Genomic DNA, 15872 nt, shown 5'->3' with positions numbered 1-15872 from the left:
GCAAGCTCCCTCGCCACAGAAGCGAATTCGCCAGAAGATCGTGGTCAGGCCTTTTTCTTGTAGGCGACGCAATCGATCTCGACCTTGCAATCGACCATCATGCTTGCCTGCACACACGCCCGGGCCGGGGCGTGTTCCGGGCTGAAGTACTCGCCGAAGACCTTGTTGAAACTCCAGAAGTCCCGCGGGTCTTCCAGCCAGACGCCGCAGCGCACGACGTCTTCCAGGCCATAGCCAGCCTCCTGGAGAATGGCGATCAGGTTCTTCATGGTCTGGTGGGTCTGTTCGACGATGCCGCCGACGATGATCTCGCCGTTCACCGCCGGGACCTGGCCGGACACGTGCAGCCAGCCGTCAGCCTCCACGGCGCGGGCGAAGGGCCGTGGCTGGCCGCCGCCTGCGGTGCTGCCGGTGCCGTAGCGCGTAATGCTCATGGGTTATCTCCTTGTTGAAATGAATTAAAAACGCGTGTTCTTGAGGAATTCCGCCAGGCGTGGCGATTGCGGTCGCTCGAACAATTCCTTCGGCGGCCCTTGCTCTTCGATCCGGCCCTGGTTCATGAAGACGATCTTGTCGGAGACCTCGAAGGCGAAGCGCATTTCGTGGGTTACCAGCAGCATGGTCATGCCGTCTTCGGCCAGGCCCTTGATCACGTTCAGCACTTCGCCGACCAGCTCCGGATCGAGCGCAGACGTCACTTCGTCAAACAGCATCAGGCTCGGGTTCATCGCAATCGCCCGGGCGATCGCCACGCGCTGTTGCTGGCCGCCGGACAACTGACCGGGAAAGTGATCGCGCCGTTCCAGCAGGCCGACCCGCTCCAGCCATTTTTCGGCCAGGGCCACGGCTTCGTCCTTGGGCAGTTTCTTGACCTTGAGCAGGCCCAGGGTGACGTTCTGCAGCGCGGTCAGATGCGGGAACAGGTTGAATTGCTGGAAGGCCATGCCGGTCATGGCCCGGTGCCGGGCGATGACTTTCTCGGCGTGACGCACACGCTTGCCACCCACCTCGTCATAACCGATGGATTCGCCGTCGAGCATGATCTGGCCGCCCTGGAATTCTTCCAGCATGTTCACGCAACGCAGCAGCGTGGTCTTGCCCGAGCCACTGGAGCCGATCAGCGTGACCACGTTGCCGCGCTGCATGCTCAGGTCGACACCCTTGAGCACTTCCAGCGGGCCGTATTGCTTGCGCAGGCCGCGAATGTCCAGCAGCGGCTGGGTGTTGGAGAGGGAAATATCAGTCATGGCAAGGCCACCCGCTTTTCAATGTGCCGCCCGAGCAACTCGATGGCGTAATTGATGATGAAAAAGAGAAACCCGGCGAACAGATAAAACTCCAGGGTCATGAAAGTCCGCGCGATGATCTGCTGGGTGCTGAGCAGCAATTCGGCCACCCCGATCACCGACAGCAGGGTCGAGGCCTTGACGATCTCGGTGGAGGAATTGACCCAGGTAGGCAGGATCTGCCGCAACGCCTGGGGCAACATCACGTAGCCCAGCGCCTGGTAGAACGTCAGGCCGATGGCCTGGCTCGCTTCCATCTGCCCACGGGGCAAGGCCTGCAAGGCACCGCGCACGATCTCCGCCACGTGGGAGCCGCAGAACAGCGTCAGGCCCAGCACGCCGGCCTGGAAGGCGCCGATCTGCCAGCCCAGGGCCGGGGCCATGTAGAAGCAGGCCAGCACCAGCACGAACACCGGCGTGCCGCGAATCAGGTCGACGTAGAAACGAAACGGCGCGCGCATCCACGCCCGGCCATAGGTCAGCACCAGCCCGGCGACAAGGCCGATCAAGGTGCCCAGCACAATCGCCAGCGCCGAACATTGCACGCTGGTGAGGAAACCGGCCCAGAGAGTGTCCCGGGCGACCCACAACTCATGCAACCAACTGGGGGATTCGTACATGGAAGGCTCCTAGCGGCGGATCGCCAAACGCTGCTCGAAATACCGCAGCAGCATGGCGATGAGGTAACAGGCCGCGACATACAGGGCGGTGGTCACCAGCCAGGTTTCGATCACCCGGTAGCTCTCCACGTTGATCTTGCGGGCGTAATAGGTCAGCTCCGGCACGGCGATCGCCGCCGCCAGCGAGGTGTCCTTGAACAGCGAAATGAAGTTGTTCGACAAGGCCGGCAATACGTTGCGCAGCATCACCGGCACGGTGATGTAGGCCTTGACCTGCCACTCGCCGAGGCCGATCGCCAGCCCTGCTTCGCGCTGCCCCTTGTGAATGCTCAACAGCCCGCCGCGAAACACTTCGGTCAGGTAGGCCCCGGCGTACAGCGAGAGCGTGATGACGAACGACGGCAGCTTGTCCAGGCGAATGCCCAGGCTCGGCAAGGCGAAGTAGATCAACAGGATCAACACCAGGATCGGCGTATTGCGGATCACCGTGACATACACCGACGCCAGCACCCGCAGGAGCCGATGTTTGCTGAGCAGCGCGAACGCCATCGCCAGGCCGATCACGCAACCGATGGCGATCGACACCAGCGCCAGGGAAAGCCCCAGGCCCAGCCCCGCGAGCAAGGTGTCGAAATCGCGCCAGACGGCGGCAAAGTTCAACTGATAATTCATGGTCGGCAGCACCTTCGACGGAGCGCCCGCAAGGGGCGCCCCGGGCTCACAGGGTCATTTGAATTCAACAGGGAAACCGATCGCCGGCGACGGCAACTCGACGCCAAACCACTGCTTGAACGACGCCGCGTAGGTGGGGAATTCCACGCCGGTCATGGCTTCATGCAAGGTGGTGTTGACGAAGTTCAGCCAGTCCTGGTCGCCGCGCTTGACCGCACAGGCGTAGGTTTGCGGGCTCCAGGCGTAGGCCGGGCTGCGGTAGCGACCGGGGTTCTGCACCATCAGGTATTTGACCGAGGACTGGTCGGTGGCCGCGGCATCGGCGCGGCCGGAGTTCACCGCCTGGTACATCAGGTCGACGCTGTCGTACTGGTCGACCTTGGCCTTGGGCAATGCCTGGTGCACCAGTTCTTCGGCGTAGACGTTCTGCAACACCGCCACGGTGACGCCATCGCCGGCAGCCTTGAGGTCTTCGATTTCCTTGTACTTGCTGTTGGCCGGCAACAGCAGGCCCACCCCTTCGCGGTAGTACGGCAAGGTGAACGCCACTTGCTGGGCGCGGCTGGCGGTGACGGTGATGAACTGGCAGCTCATGTCGACCTTGTCGGTCAGCAGATTGGGAATCCGCGCGTCGGAAGACTGCACCACGAACTCGACTTTCTCCGGGTCATTGAACAAGCCTTTGGCGACCATCCGTGCGATATCGATATCAAAGCCCTGCAACTTGCCATCCGCTCCCTGGAAGTGCCACGGCGCATTGGTGCTGCCCGTGCCCACGATCAATTTCCCGCGTTGCAGCACGCTGTCCAGCTTGCTGTCGGCCGCCTGGGCGACACCCATGGCGGCCGTCGTGGCCGCGAAGAGAAAAACACACGCTTTGAACAAGGAAGGTCGGCGTTGCATGGCAAGCACTCCAGGGTGAGTTTATTCCGCTATACCGGAATGTGGTATGTAACAACGGAATAGACAGCAGAAAGTGTGCCACAGCCTTTCGACGCGGTGGAGCGGAAAATGGAATTTCAATGAAATCAGGCAGATAGAAAAACAGCCGATGCGCGTGCAAATCACCGTGCGTTTGCGGTTGCTACCGTTGGCTACGGCTGCCGGGTAGCAAGGCCCCAGCGCGAAGCACATCGAGTGCGCGATACACCCCAGCGCACCAAAAGGCTGCGCCGACCTGTCAACTCTGACAGTAGCGCTGCCCGGTCGTGTTGCTTATGGTTTTGGGCACGTCTCGACACAGGGAAGCCGTCATGAGCACGCTCATCACCCACCTCAGCACTCAAAAGGACTACCGCAAGGCGCTCAAGACCTGGCGCCCGGTGGTCTTCTATTTCGGCCATCCGCAGTGCTACGCCTGCGGCATGGCCGAGCCGCTGTTCTGCAAGGTCGCCGAGACCTTCGAGGATCGGGCCGTGATCTACAAACTGAGTACCGATCAATCGCCCCGGCACCCGGAAGTCACCGGCACGCCCACCGTGTTGTTCTATAAAGACGGGAAACTGCGGCGCAAGCTCAAGGGCATCGGTGACCCGGCATCATTCGGCCAGACCTTTGCCGAGCTGGTCGGCCGGACCAGACCCAGGCGCTTGCCGGCACCGCGCCATCACGATGTGCGCTGGTTGCGCCAGCAGATCCGAACCCTTTGCACTGCCCGCCGGGCGCCGGCGCTTTTGCGGCTGCGGGCGACGCCTCGGTAGCGTCGGGCCTGCGAAGCGCCTTCGCTACGTTTTGCAAAGTTAGCCCGGCAGATACAGCAGATTCTTCTTTGCCAAGCCCAACAACGGCACAACCCGCCAGGGCCGCTTTGTTAGCTTATGGGCATGCAATCACGACCTGCTGCCGGCAGCGTCATCAACGCTCGACGGGAGCCCGAAGATGACCAAATCCTCCTATATTCCGCAAAACACCGATCAGTTCTATATCAATGGCCGTTGGCAGTTGCCGGCCCAAGCGACGATGGTGGCCGTGATCAATCCGGCCACTGAAGAAGTGGTCGCCGAGGTTGCCCAGGGATCGTCCCGGGACGTTGACCACGCCGTGGCGGCGGCTCGGGCGGCGATGCCGGGCTGGGCCGCGACGTCGGTGGCGGATCGCGCGCGCATTCTCGGCAAGCTCCATGAGCTGATCCTCGAACACCAGGAGGCCCTGGCCCAGGTGCTGTCCCTGGAAATGGGCGCGGCGATCAGTTTCGCCCGCTCCATGCAAGTGCCGCTCGCGGCCGAACACGTCCGGGTGGCGCGCGATGTGCTGGCCACTTATGCATTCCAAAAGATCGAAAACGGCACCGCCATCGTGCGTGAACCCATCGGGGTCTGCGGCCTGATCACGCCGTGGAACTGGCCGCTCTACCAGATCACCGCCAAGGTCGCCCCGGCGATTGCCGCCGGCTGCACCGTGGTGCTCAAGCCCAGCGAACTGTCGCCCTTGAGCGCCCTGTTGTTCGCCCAACTGGTGCACGACGCCGGTCTGCCGGCGGGCGTGTTCAACCTGGTCAACGGCGGCGGTGCCGAGGTCGGCGCGGCCATGGCGGCGCACCCCGACATCGACATGATCTCCATCACTGGCTCCAACCGCGCGGGCGCCCTGGTCGCCCAAGCCGCGGCCCCGACGGTGAAGCGCGTCACCCAGGAGCTGGGCGGCAAGTCGCCGAACGTGTTCTTGCCCGACGCCGACTTCGCCAAGGCCGTGCCGCCAGGCGTGATGTCGGCGTTGCGCAATGTCGGCCAGTCTTGCAGCGCACCGACGCGGATGATCGTACCGAGGAATCGCCTGGCAGAAGTCGAGGCACTGGCGGCCGCCACGGCCAACGCGATCATCGTCGGCGACCCACGGTCGGAAGACACCGTGCTGGGCCCGATCGCCAACGAGGCCCAGTTCAAGCGCGTGCAGGCGATGATCGAAGCGGGCCTCGCGCAAGGCGCCAAGTTGATTTGCGGCGGCCCAGGCCGCGTGGACGGTTTTGCCAAAGGCTTCTACACCCGGCCAACGGTGTTCTCCCAAGTCGACAACGGCATGCGCATCGCCCAAGAGGAAATCTTCGGCCCGGTGCTGTGCATCATCCCGTACGACACCCTAGAAGAAGCCGTCGCCATCGCCAACGACACCGTCTACGGACTGGGCGCGCACGTCCAGGGCCAGGACCTGGACCAGGCACGCGCCGTGGCCGCGCGCATCCGTGCCGGGCAAGTCCTGCTCAATTACCCAACCTGGAACCCGATGGCCCCGTTCGGCGGATACAAGCGCTCGGGCAACGGGCGCGAATATGGGGTCCAGGGGTTCGAGGAGTATCTGGAGATCAAGGCGATTGTCGGGTTCGAGTGAGCGCCCTACTCCTCTGCCCGCCCGCTGCCCTCGCGATCACCCTCATACCGCCGCGCCAATGCAAATGCCGGTAGCCAGGACTCGCGGCGCACGGTCCAGCATTCGTAGGTGGGTTTGAGTTGGTCGGGGGCGTCGAGCGTGCCGAGGTGCACTTCGATCTCGTCGCCGCTGCGGGCGAACAACGACGAGCCGCAATTGGGGCAGAAAAAGCGCCCGGCATAGTCTCGGGTCTCGCCCGTGACGATCACCGCGTCCCGGGGGAACACCGCCGCGGCGAAAAACAAGGCGCCATGGTGCTTGCGGCAATCCAGGCAGTGGCAAAGGCCGACCCGGTAAGGCCGGCCGGACGCTTCAAGGCGAACGTTGCCACACAGGCAACCACCGGTGAATCGGTCCATCGCTACTCTCCTCTGCATTCAAGAAAAATCTCATGACGCGTGCCGATCAAGGATAGGCGCATGCTGGGCCATCAGCTCCACCACCCAGTCGATGAATACCCGCAGCTTGGCACTGATATGCCGGTTCTGCGGGTAAGCCACATACATCGGCATCGACTCCAGTCGCCAGTCTTCGAATAGCGGGACCAACGTTCCCTGCGCCTGGTGGACCCGCGACATGTAGGTGGGCAACCAGAGCACCCCCAGCCCCGCCAGGCCGGCGGCGAGGTAGGCGTTGCCATCGTCGATCGCCAGTGCGTGGCGGCCCTTGATGTTCAGATGCTCATCCTGTTTGTGCATCGCATAGGGAACGGCTTTGCCGGTGCGCGCCCACAGGAAACCGACGATGCGGTGCTGGGAATCTTCAAGCTCGCGGGGATGGACCGGGGTGCCGACGCGTGCCAGGTAGCTCGGCGCGGCGAAGACGCCCAGGGCCAGGTCGCCGACGCGCCGGGCAATCAGCGATTGGTCCGTCAGCTCGCCGCCGCGAACCACGCAATCGACGTTCTCATCGATCATGTCGACGATGCGGTCGCTCACGCCCATGTCGATCTGAATGTCCGGGTAACGCTCATAGAACGCCGGCAACGCCGGGATCAGGATCAGCGCCGCAAGTGGGCTCGGCACATCGACCCGCAGTCGGCCGCGCGGCAACGCCTGGGCGCCGGACAGGCTGGTCTCGGCGTCGTCCATGTCGGCCAGCAGGCGAACCGCCCGCTCGTAGAACACCGCGCCGTCCGCCGTGACGTTGACCTTGCGCGTGGTGCGGTTGAGCAATTTGACCCGCAGCCGCGCTTCGAGCTGTTGCACCAGTTGCGTGACGGTGGTCTTGCTCATGTGCAGCGTCTCGGCGGCCTTGGTGAAACTGCCGGCCTCGACGACACGCACAAACGCTTGCATCGCGTCGAAACGATCCATTCTTTGCCTCGGATTGTTTGGTTTCTACAAACAGTGATCGCCAAGGTTGCTCGTTTATCGCCCGGGCACAAGCCCCTAGAGTGACTTCATCGTTGAGTTCCGGCCGCTATCGGCCATTGATGGAGAGATTCCATGACCACCCGAGACGTCGTTTTCCCACCCGGCCGCCAAGCGCTTTACGAGCGGAACCGTTATTCACCGGCGATTCGCACCAACGGTTTGCTGTTCGTGTCCGGACAGGTCGGCAGCCGCGAGGACGGCTCACCGGAGCCAGTGCTGGAAGATCAGGTACGCCGCGCCTTCACCAACCTGAACGCGATCCTCGCAGCCGCCGATTGCAGCTTTGACGACGTGATTGACGTCACCGTCTTCATGGTCGATCCGGAGTCGATCTTCGAACGGGTCTGGAGCGTCGTGGCCGAATTCTGGGGCAACGCGCCGCACCCGACAGTGACGGCGGTGGGTGTGACGTGGCTGTATGGTTTTCAATTCGAGATCAAGGTGATTGCCAGGTTGCCGGGACCCTCCCTGTAGCATCTGGCGTGTGGAGAGTCAGCGGTGAGTGTGTTGGCTGACCCTCCGCCATCGCGAGCAAGCTCGCTCCCACAGGGATCCGTGCTGGCAGAAAAATTGAAGTTACCCCATCAAATGTGGGAGCGAGCTTGCTCCGGGCGGCGATCCGACGATGGCGGAGGGTCAGCTTGCATGGTTTTTACTGCCGACCGCAGGCTACCCTCGCACCGCCGCCTCGATCGCCGCGATGTCGATCCTGGTCATCGTCATCATGGCCTCGAAGGCGCGCTTGGCGGCGGCTTTGTCGGAACTGGTGACCGCATCCACCAGCACCCGAGGGCTGATCTGCCACGACACGCCCCACTTGTCCTTGCACCAGCCGCAGGCGCTTGCCTGGCCGCCGTTGTCGATGATCGCGTTCCACAAGCGGTCGGTCTCGGCCTGGTCGTCGGTTGCGATCTGGAACGAAAACGCCTCGCTGTGCTTGAACATCGCCCCGCCGTTCAAGCCGATGCAAGGAATGCCGATCACCGTGAAATCCACCGTGATCACATCGCCCTGATTGCCCGAAGGATAATCGCCCGGCGCATGGTGGATGGCGTTCACGGCGCTGTCGGGAAAGGTGCGTGCGTAAAACTCCGCCGCCTCTTGCGCGGTGCCGTCGTACCAGAGGCAGATCCTGTTCTTGTTGTTCATGCGGATTCTCCGAAAGGGACTGGACCGTGAAGTCTAGCAGCCCCTCCGGAAGGTGAATGGCCAGGACTCAGGTGAACAGATCGACGCCCAACTGGAACGCGACCCACAACGCCAGGCCGGTCGCGAACATCAGTGCAATGTTCTCGAACAGGTTGTTGCGGTATTCCTTGCCCAGCAGCGATTTCTGGTTGGACATGATCAGCAGGCCCAGGGAGATCACCGGCAGGCCGACGATGTTCAGCGCATTGACACCGATGGTCAGCGTCACGAAGTCCGGCATGCCCGGCAGCGACCAGATCAATGGCGTGACGAGGATGAACAACATGAACCACTTGTGCATCGGGTCGCGGTGGAACTCCTTGCCATAGCGCTGGCGACGCTCGGGCCGCACGTGCTGGAAGGCGTCGGTGATCAACATCGGGAATGCCGTGGTCTTGCCGGAAATGCTGGCGAACAGCGTGGCGAAGACGCCGACGAAGAACACGTACCAACCGATCGAGCCGAAGAACATTTCCAGGGCCTTGCCCAGGTCGCCCAGGGTGTTCACTTCGATACCGTTTGGCCGAAGGATCTCCGCGCCGACGATCCAGATCGCCAGGTTGATGACGATCCCGACGAACACCGCAAAAAGCAGGTCGTTGCGCTGGACGCGCTTGTGCTCGGGCCCGATCCAGCCTTTCTGGCGCATGACATAAGGGTGGACAAAATTGGCGATGGAACCCGCCACCGCACCGATCACCGAGACCGCCACCAGCAGCGCGCCGTGCACGCCTTCATCGGGTGGAATGCTGAAGCCGATGGTGCCTTTGACGATCCCGGCGACATCCGGGCCGGACATGACCGCCAGGGCCAGGAACGCCAGGGTCATGATCGCCAGCAGCGCCTTCATCACGCCTTCGATCATCGAATAGATATTGCGCCCGACGAGCATCCACACCGCCAGCACCACCGCCACTGAACACAGCAGCGGATAGTCGACCTTGAGCAGCATCGCCAGCGCCTCGCCGGCGCCCTTGATCATGTAGGCGTTCATCAAGTGGCCCATGAGCAGCGCGTACACCAGCAGGAACCAGGCGAAGAACGGATTGAGCTGGGCGTAGCCCTGGAGGATGGTCATGCCCTGGTTATTGCAGAGCTGGAAGCGCGCGATGATGTTGACGATCAAATATCGCAACAGCAGGGACACCGCCAGCACCCACATCATGGCGTAGCCATAGTTCGCGCCGGCCACGGACGACGTGATGAGGTCGCCGGCACCCAGCCAGGACAGCACTGCGATGATGCCGGGGCCTAGAAGCTTCAGCAGTCGCACGAAACGGCTTTGCGCAGGGGCCACGGCCTGGCCTTCGGCGGAAGGAATGCTCGACATGGATGAGTCTCCGTTGTTTTTTTTGTGAGAAACGGAAACAGTCGACCACATTACGTACGACATCGTACAACTAGAATCAGGCTGGAATTATGTGAAAATGTTTCATGCGCCCCGGCGGCGCAAAGACACCGGGGCGGGTACCGTTCGTCACGGCGCACTCCCCCGCTCGCCGTTATTGACCATCCAGCGAATCATGCTCGCCAAGGGCACGCGATAGTGCTGGGTTGCCGATTGACCGACCTGCTGCGGGTCGTACCGTTCGACGTAGCGGCTGAACAGCACGTGACGACCATCCTCGGCCAGCCGCAACTCCATTTCGCGGCAATGCAACGCACCCTGGTCGAGGGTTTTCACCCGTCGATGCAGGACCAGCGCCTGGCTATTCATTCGCGGCGCCCTCATCCCCACAGTGCGGCGCGTCCTGGACGGAACCCAACTTTCCTTGCGCGACAAAATCGGCACGGCGCTGGGCGATGGCGTCGCGAAGCGCCACATAGTAATCAGGCTGGGCCTGGAGCTTGTCGGTGAGCGGCAACGCCTGCGCGCGGCCATCGACGACGCCACCCACGGTCTTGATCGTGCCCAAGGTTTCAACGGTATCGCTGTTGTCGCCGAACGGATCGACCGCAAAGCTCACCACCTTGCCGGTCGCATCCCTCAGGTTGGCGGTGCCCAGCAGCGGCAGTTCAACGATCGGTCCGGGAGCGATGTCCCAGACGCCGAACGTCTGGCCGAAATCCGACTCGTGGCGCTCAATACCCAGCTTGCCCGACACATCGATCAACCCGACGATGCCCACCGTGGTGTTAATGGCAAAACGGCCCAGCGTGTTGACCGAACGCTGCCCGTTGCCTTGCAGCAGATCATTGATGAATACCTTGGGCTCGCCGAAGTTGGCGACGAAGTTGTGCACGCCAGCCTGGAACATGTCCGGCAATTTGCGATACCCACGGGCAATGGGCGCCAGGGCGTAATCGTCGACGGCGCGGTTGAAGGCGAAGATGCCACGGTTTACCGGCTCGACCGGGTCATGCACGGTAAAGGGAACGCTCTCGCAACTGCCCGGCGTGGCAGTGGGCGTACTGGTGCAACCGCTGGCGAGGGCCGCCAGCGCGACGATGACGGTGGATCGGACAAGCAGCGGCGCGGGTTTGGTGATCGGCATGCGGGGCTATCTCGGGGAGGAATGGGATGGTGCCAATGCCGGTTAAAAGCCGAACACCAAACCCGTGGCGAGGGAGCTTGCTCCCGCTTGAGTGCGAAGCGCTCACCGCTTTTAGGGGGCCGCTACGCGACCCAGCGGGAGCAAGCTCCCTCGCCACGGGTTATGGGTAGAACTGACTCTTTGGATAGACCGACATCGACCCCATCCTGCCGCCGTTTTCTTGCCCACAGATTTCCGCAATATTGCTAGCCGGCAGCTTTGTTTCCGGATTGAAATATATGACGCAAGCCCCGGATAGCCCCTACTATTCCACCCCGTATTCATTGCCCGACGTGACCACCGTGAGCCATTTACTCCTGGTGGACGATGACCTCGAAGTCCTCGCCCTCCTGCGCAAATTTCTCGAACAACATGGCTATAGCGTCGAAGTCGCCGCCGATGGCAATGCCCTGTGGCAAGCGGTGGAACGCCGGCAGCCAGACCTGATCATCCTTGACGTGATGCTGCCGGGCGACAACGGGCTGGTGCTCTGCCAGCGCCTGCGTACCGAGCACCGGGTCGGGATCATCATGCTCACCGCCATGGGCGAATTGAGCGACCGCGTCGTCGGCCTGGAAATGGGCGCCGACGACTACCTGACCAAACCCTTCGACGCCCGCGAACTGTTGGCCCGGGTGCGCGCAGTCCTTCGGCGCACCGGTGAAGCCAGGGGCACCTTGGGCGACTTGACCCGCCCGGTCCTGGAGTTCGACGGCTGGCAACTGGACGTCACCCGCCGGGAGTTGCGTGCCCCCGACAAGGTCATGATCCCGTTGTCCAGCGGCGAGTTCGAACTGTTGCTGGTCTTCGCCGAACACCCGCGCCGGGTGCTCACCCGCCAGCAACTGCTGGACCTGGCCCGTGGCGAGACCTTCGATGCGTTCGACCGAAGCATCGACGTGCAGGTCAGCCGATTGCGCCGCAAGCTGGAGACCGACGTCACCGGTCCGTCGATGATCCGCACCGTCCGCAACAGCGGCTACCTGTTCAGCCCCCACGTGGTGAAGCGATGACCGCCGGGAGGGCGACCGTGCCTCGCCCACGGGACACCGTGGCGCGCTGGATCGCCATGACCACGATGGTGGCCATGTTGGCTTTGCTGGTCCTCAATGAATTGTTCGGTGCATTGGCCGGTGCCTGGGCACGCCCTCCCCTGATGGAAACCGGCCTGATGGACAAGGCTGCGGCGATCACGCGCATCATCGATTCGGCCGCCCCCGGGCAACGTCTCGACATTGCCCGGGCCGCCAGCGACCCGGGGCTCAACGTGCAATGGCTGCTGCGTCATGAAGACGCGCGATTGCCCGTCATCGAGGACCCGGAGTTCAGCGAAGGCTCGGCCTATCTGCACCAGCAATTGGCCAGGCCCGACGCCCGGATCGAGGCCTACGAGCCAAACGATTGGCCAGCCGGCGACCCGGCCCGACGCTACGCCGTGATCATCGAGCTGACCGACCACACCTGGGTCATATTCTCAGTGTCGTCGCGCAGTTGGGGCCTTGGGGAATGGCAGCGCAACCTGATCATCCTCGGGCTGATCCTGCTGTCGACCCTGATCGTCGCCCTGATCGCCACACGACATCTCGCCACACCCCTGGAGCATTTTGCCGAGGGCGCCCGGCGCTTCGGCGTGGATTTCCGAGCACCGCCCATCCCGGTCGTGGGTCCTTATGAAATCCGCCAGGCGATCCTGGCGTTCAACGCCATGCAGGCCCAGCTCAAGCACTTCGTCCAGGATCGCACGCAGATGCTCGCGGCCATCTCCCATGACCTGCGCGCACCGTTGACCCGCATGCGCCTGCGCGGGGAATTCATCGAGGACGCCGACCAGCAATCGAAGCTGTTCAGGGACGTCGACGAGATGCAGGCGATGGTCAACGCCGCACTTGAATTCTTCCGCGACGAAGCACGCCTGGAACACGCCACGGCGTTCGATCTGGCCGAGCTGCTGCACACCGTCGTCGACGATTTCAGGGACGCCGGCACCGAAGTGTCGTTCGAAGGCGCCCAGCGCTTTGTCTATGTCGGCCGCCCCATCGGGATCAAGCGTGCACTGACCAACCTGATCGACAACGCGGTCAAATATGGCAGCGAACCGGGTGTCCGTTTGAAGGCCTTCGCCGATTGCGTCGAAATCCGCATCGTCGATCGTGGGCCGGGCATCGCGCCGCAATATCAAGAGCAAGTCTTCACGCCGTTCTTCCGCGTCGAGGGTTCGCGCAACAAGAATACCGGCGGTGTCGGCCTTGGCCTGTCGGCGGCACGGGCGACGGTGCTGGAGCATGGCGGGACGCTGATCCTCAGGAACCGCAAGGACGGCGGCCTGGAGGCCAGGGTCTCGCTGCCGCTCAATTGACCCCGGCGAGGCGCGCTGAACAACGATGCCCTAAAACCCACACGATTTCGGTAGGATGTCCGGCCTTTTGACCTGGACCCCTGTCTCGTGGAATTGCCCCGATGATCCTGATCGTTTACGCCCATCCCTACCCCGACCAGTCGCGGGTCAACCAGCAGATGCTCAATCGCGCGTCCGCCAATCCGGACGTGGTCATACGGTCGCTCTACGCGCTCTACCCGGACTTCGCCATCGACGTCGAGGCGGAACAGCGCGCCGTCGAACAGGCGGACCTGATCGTCCTCCAGCATCCGATGTACTGGTACAGCATGCCGCCGCTCCTGAAATTGTGGATCGACAAGGTGTTCACCCATGGCTGGGCCTACGGCAAAGGCGCCACGGCCCTCAATGGCAAGGGTCTGCTGTGGGCCGTCACCACAGGTGGCGAGCGGGAACATTTCCAGATCGGCGCGTACCCGGACTTTTCAGCGCTGGCCCAGCCGCTCCACGCCACGGCCCTTTATTGCCACATGCGCTGGCTGGAGCCGGTCGCCGTGCATGGCGCGTATGCCGCCGAGTCCGACACCCAACGCGCACAAATCGAACACTACGGCGCACGCCTGGCCTCTTGGAAGGAAGATTGAGATGGAGACGCACAGCCTGATCGAAATGCTCATCTACCTGGCCTCGGCGACGCTGATCGTGCCGATTGCCGTGCGCTTCGGCCTCGGCCCGGTGCTCGGTTACCTGCTGGCCGGCTGCGTGATCGGCCCCTGGGGACTCAAGCTCATCACCGACGTGAAGGCCATCCTGGAATTCGCTGAAATTGGCGTCGTGTTGATGCTATTCATCATCGGCCTTGAGCTCGATCCCAAGCGCCTGTGGGCGCTGCGCCGGATGGTGTTCGGCGGCGGCGCCTTGCAGATGTTGGCCTGCGGCGGCGCGATCGCGGCGTTCTGCGCGGCCTTGGGTTTGAACTGGACGGCAGCGCTGCTGGTCGGCCTGACCTTGAGCCTGTCCTCCACGGCCATCGCCATGCAAGCGATGAGCGAACGCAACCTGACCGCCACCGCCGTCGGGCGCAGCAGTTTTGCCGTGCTGTTGTTCCAGGACATCGCGGCCATTCCCCTGGTCGCCATGATCCCGCTGTTGTCGGCCCACGGCGAAACCCCGTCAGGCATGGCCTTGGCGCTATCGATCGTGAAAATCGTCGCCGCCATCAGCATCGTCGTGCTGCTCGGGCGCTATGTGACGCGACCGCTGCTGCGCTTCGCCGCGCGCTCAGGCCTGCGAGAAATCTTCAGTGCCGTGGCGCTGTTCCTGGTGTTCGGTTTCGGGTTTCTGCTCGAAGAAGCCGGCCTGTCGATGGCCATGGGCGCGTTCCTCGCCGGGGTCTTGTTGGCGAGTTCCGAATACCGCCATGCCCTGGAGAGCGACATCGAGCCGTTCAAAGGCTTGCTGCTGGGTCTGTTCTTCATTGGCGTCGGCATGTCGATCGATTTCGGTACGCTGATCAACGCACCGCTGAAAGTCATCACGCTGACCCTGGGCTTCATCCTGATCAAACTGCTGGTGATCAAGACTGTCAGCCGCTTCCTCAACGTCCCCGCCGGCCAGCGCTCCTGGCAAGCGGTGCTGCTCGGCCAGGGCAGCGAATTCGCTTTCGTGGTGTTCGGCGCCGCGACCTTGGCCGGCATTCTCACCGACCAATGGGGCAAGAGCCTGACGCTCGCGGTGGCCCTGTCCATGTGCCTGACGCCCTTGCTGATCCTGCTGCTGGACCGAATAGAGTCGGCCACCAAGAAGGACAGCCAGGAATCCGACCTCTTCGATCAGCAGAACCCACGGGTGATCATCGCCGGCTTCGGTCGTTTCGGGCAGATCGCCGGGCGTCTGCTGATGTCCTGCGGCGTCGAGGTGGTGGTTCTGGATCATGATCCCGACAACATCGAGACGCTGCGCAAGTTCGGCGTGAAAGTGTTCTACGGCGACGCTACGCGCCTGGATCTGCTCCACGCGGCCGGCGCGGCCCAGGCGGTGGTGCTGATCAATGCGATCGACGACCAGCAGGACAACCTGACGCTGACCCGCATGGCCCAGGAGCATTTCCCCGGGTTGAAACTGATCGTGCGGGCGCGGGACATGGCGCACCTGATCACCCTGCGGCAACTGGGCGTGGAAAACGCCGAGCGGGAAACCTTTGAAAGCGCGCTGGCATTGGGTCGCAGCGCCTTGGTGCAGATGGGCGTCGGCGCGTACGAGGCGCGCGAACGCGCCGATCAGTTCCGTCGCCTCAACCTGCGCATGCTCGAGGAAATCGTCGCCCAGCCGGAAGACGACCTCAAGTTCCGGCACGACGCCTACCGACGCGCCAATGCGCTGCTCACCGAGATGTTCAACGAGGACCGCCAGCGACCGATTGACAGCTGGCCTGAACATCATCGAAACGAGACGGAAAAAAGCGACGGCTAGATCTTGATACAGCCCGTCTGAAGTAT

The 15872-nt window shown here is 62.9% G+C and carries 18 protein-coding genes; 7 read left to right on the top strand and 11 right to left on the bottom strand.

Translation table 11 applies throughout. The features are described from left to right. Positions 1 to 44: 44 nt before the first annotated feature. Genes OC610_RS09040 through OC610_RS09020 form a run of 5 tightly spaced genes read right to left on the bottom strand, consistent with a single transcriptional unit; the run spans position 45 to position 3481 of the window. Entirely contained in the window at positions 45 to 434 is a 390-nt protein-coding gene (locus OC610_RS09040) for a RidA family protein (RefSeq protein WP_264427496.1), read from the bottom strand. Positions 435 to 458: 24 nt separating this feature from the next. Next, on the bottom strand, positions 459 to 1247 hold the full coding sequence (locus tag OC610_RS09035) for an amino acid ABC transporter ATP-binding protein (protein ID WP_181291059.1): 789 nt from the start codon (positions 1245 to 1247) through the stop codon (positions 459 to 461). Continuing rightward, positions 1244 to 1906 carry an amino acid ABC transporter permease gene (locus OC610_RS09030; protein WP_181291060.1) on the bottom strand — a complete coding sequence of 221 codons (663 nt, stop codon included), beginning with the start codon at positions 1904 to 1906 and terminating at the stop codon, positions 1244 to 1246. Before OC610_RS09030 ends, OC610_RS09035 begins: the two co-directional genes overlap by 4 nt. A gap of 9 nt (positions 1907 to 1915) precedes the next feature. Beyond that, a complete protein-coding gene (locus OC610_RS09025) occupies positions 1916 to 2578 on the bottom strand; it encodes an amino acid ABC transporter permease (protein WP_217859867.1) in 663 nt (220 codons plus the stop codon). 54 nt (positions 2579 to 2632) lie between these two features. Continuing rightward, on the bottom strand, positions 2633 to 3481 hold the full coding sequence (locus OC610_RS09020; RefSeq protein ID WP_003200222.1) for a transporter substrate-binding domain-containing protein: 849 nt from the start codon (positions 3479 to 3481) through the stop codon (positions 2633 to 2635). Positions 3482 to 3831: 350 nt separating this feature from the next. Between OC610_RS09020 and OC610_RS09015 the strand changes: the two genes are divergently transcribed. Together OC610_RS09015 and OC610_RS09010 are read left to right on the top strand one after the other, a co-directional pair. Continuing rightward, the gene (locus tag OC610_RS09015) at positions 3832 to 4278 is read left to right on the top strand and encodes a thioredoxin family protein (RefSeq protein ID WP_264427495.1); all 447 of its coding nucleotides are present in this window, start codon (positions 3832 to 3834) and stop codon (positions 4276 to 4278) included. A gap of 178 nt (positions 4279 to 4456) precedes the next feature. Further along, entirely contained in the window at positions 4457 to 5902 is a 1446-nt protein-coding gene (locus OC610_RS09010; protein WP_264427494.1) for an aldehyde dehydrogenase family protein, read from the top strand. A gap of 5 nt (positions 5903 to 5907) precedes the next feature. Here OC610_RS09010 and OC610_RS09005 read toward each other — a convergent pair whose 3' ends face one another. Further along, positions 5908 to 6300 carry a GFA family protein gene (locus tag OC610_RS09005; protein ID WP_264427493.1) on the bottom strand — a complete coding sequence of 131 codons (393 nt, stop codon included), beginning with the start codon at positions 6298 to 6300 and terminating at the stop codon, positions 5908 to 5910. Between the two features lie 30 nt (positions 6301 to 6330). Continuing rightward, positions 6331 to 7257 carry a LysR family transcriptional regulator gene (locus OC610_RS09000; protein WP_264427492.1) on the bottom strand — a complete coding sequence of 309 codons (927 nt, stop codon included), beginning with the start codon at positions 7255 to 7257 and terminating at the stop codon, positions 6331 to 6333. Positions 7258 to 7389: 132 nt separating this feature from the next. On the opposite strand from OC610_RS09000, the gene OC610_RS08995 reads away from it, so the two are divergent. Then, on the top strand, positions 7390 to 7791 hold the full coding sequence (locus tag OC610_RS08995; RefSeq protein WP_264427491.1) for a RidA family protein: 402 nt from the start codon (positions 7390 to 7392) through the stop codon (positions 7789 to 7791). A 195-nt stretch (positions 7792 to 7986) separates the two neighbouring features. Here the strand turns inward: OC610_RS08995 and OC610_RS08990 are convergent, their stop codons facing one another. From OC610_RS08990 to OC610_RS08975, 4 genes are all read right to left on the bottom strand, one after another. After that, on the bottom strand, positions 7987 to 8466 hold the full coding sequence (locus OC610_RS08990; RefSeq protein ID WP_264427490.1) for a VOC family protein: 480 nt from the start codon (positions 8464 to 8466) through the stop codon (positions 7987 to 7989). A gap of 67 nt (positions 8467 to 8533) precedes the next feature. Continuing rightward, positions 8534 to 9835, bottom strand: a complete 1302-nt coding sequence (locus OC610_RS08985; protein ID WP_264427489.1) for an Nramp family divalent metal transporter — start codon at positions 9833 to 9835, stop codon at positions 8534 to 8536. 147 nt (positions 9836 to 9982) lie between these two features. Next, positions 9983 to 10222 (bottom strand): hypothetical protein, encoded by a 240-nt coding sequence (locus OC610_RS08980; RefSeq protein ID WP_181287714.1) that lies wholly within the window; start codon positions 10220 to 10222, stop codon positions 9983 to 9985. Then, a complete protein-coding gene (locus OC610_RS08975; RefSeq protein WP_264427488.1) occupies positions 10215 to 11000 on the bottom strand; it encodes an MlaA family lipoprotein in 786 nt (261 codons plus the stop codon). The genes OC610_RS08980 and OC610_RS08975 overlap by 8 nt, the downstream gene beginning before the upstream one ends. Before the next feature lie 341 nt (positions 11001 to 11341). On the opposite strand from OC610_RS08975, the gene OC610_RS08970 reads away from it, so the two are divergent. From OC610_RS08970 to kefC, 4 genes are all read left to right on the top strand, one after another. Continuing rightward, a complete protein-coding gene (locus tag OC610_RS08970) occupies positions 11342 to 12052 on the top strand; it encodes a response regulator (protein ID WP_264427498.1) in 711 nt (236 codons plus the stop codon). Next, a complete protein-coding gene (locus tag OC610_RS08965; RefSeq protein ID WP_408636560.1) occupies positions 12049 to 13395 on the top strand; it encodes a sensor histidine kinase in 1347 nt (448 codons plus the stop codon). Before OC610_RS08970 ends, OC610_RS08965 begins: the two co-directional genes overlap by 4 nt. Positions 13396 to 13496: 101 nt before the next feature. Continuing rightward, positions 13497 to 14018, top strand: coding sequence for a glutathione-regulated potassium-efflux system oxidoreductase KefF (gene kefF / locus OC610_RS08960; protein ID WP_264427487.1), 522 nt, complete (start codon positions 13497 to 13499; stop codon positions 14016 to 14018). Position 14019: 1 nt separating this feature from the next. Then, the gene (gene kefC / locus OC610_RS08955) at positions 14020 to 15846 is read left to right on the top strand and encodes a glutathione-regulated potassium-efflux system protein KefC (protein WP_264427486.1); all 1827 of its coding nucleotides are present in this window, start codon (positions 14020 to 14022) and stop codon (positions 15844 to 15846) included. Positions 15847 to 15872 lie beyond the last annotated feature (26 nt).

The organism is Pseudomonas agronomica, assembly GCF_025917275.1.
Lineage (GTDB): Bacteria > Pseudomonadota > Gammaproteobacteria > Pseudomonadales > Pseudomonadaceae > Aquipseudomonas > Aquipseudomonas agronomica.
Note: the sequence above shows the minus strand (reverse complement) of the source record. Positions and strands in the feature narration are given on the sequence as shown.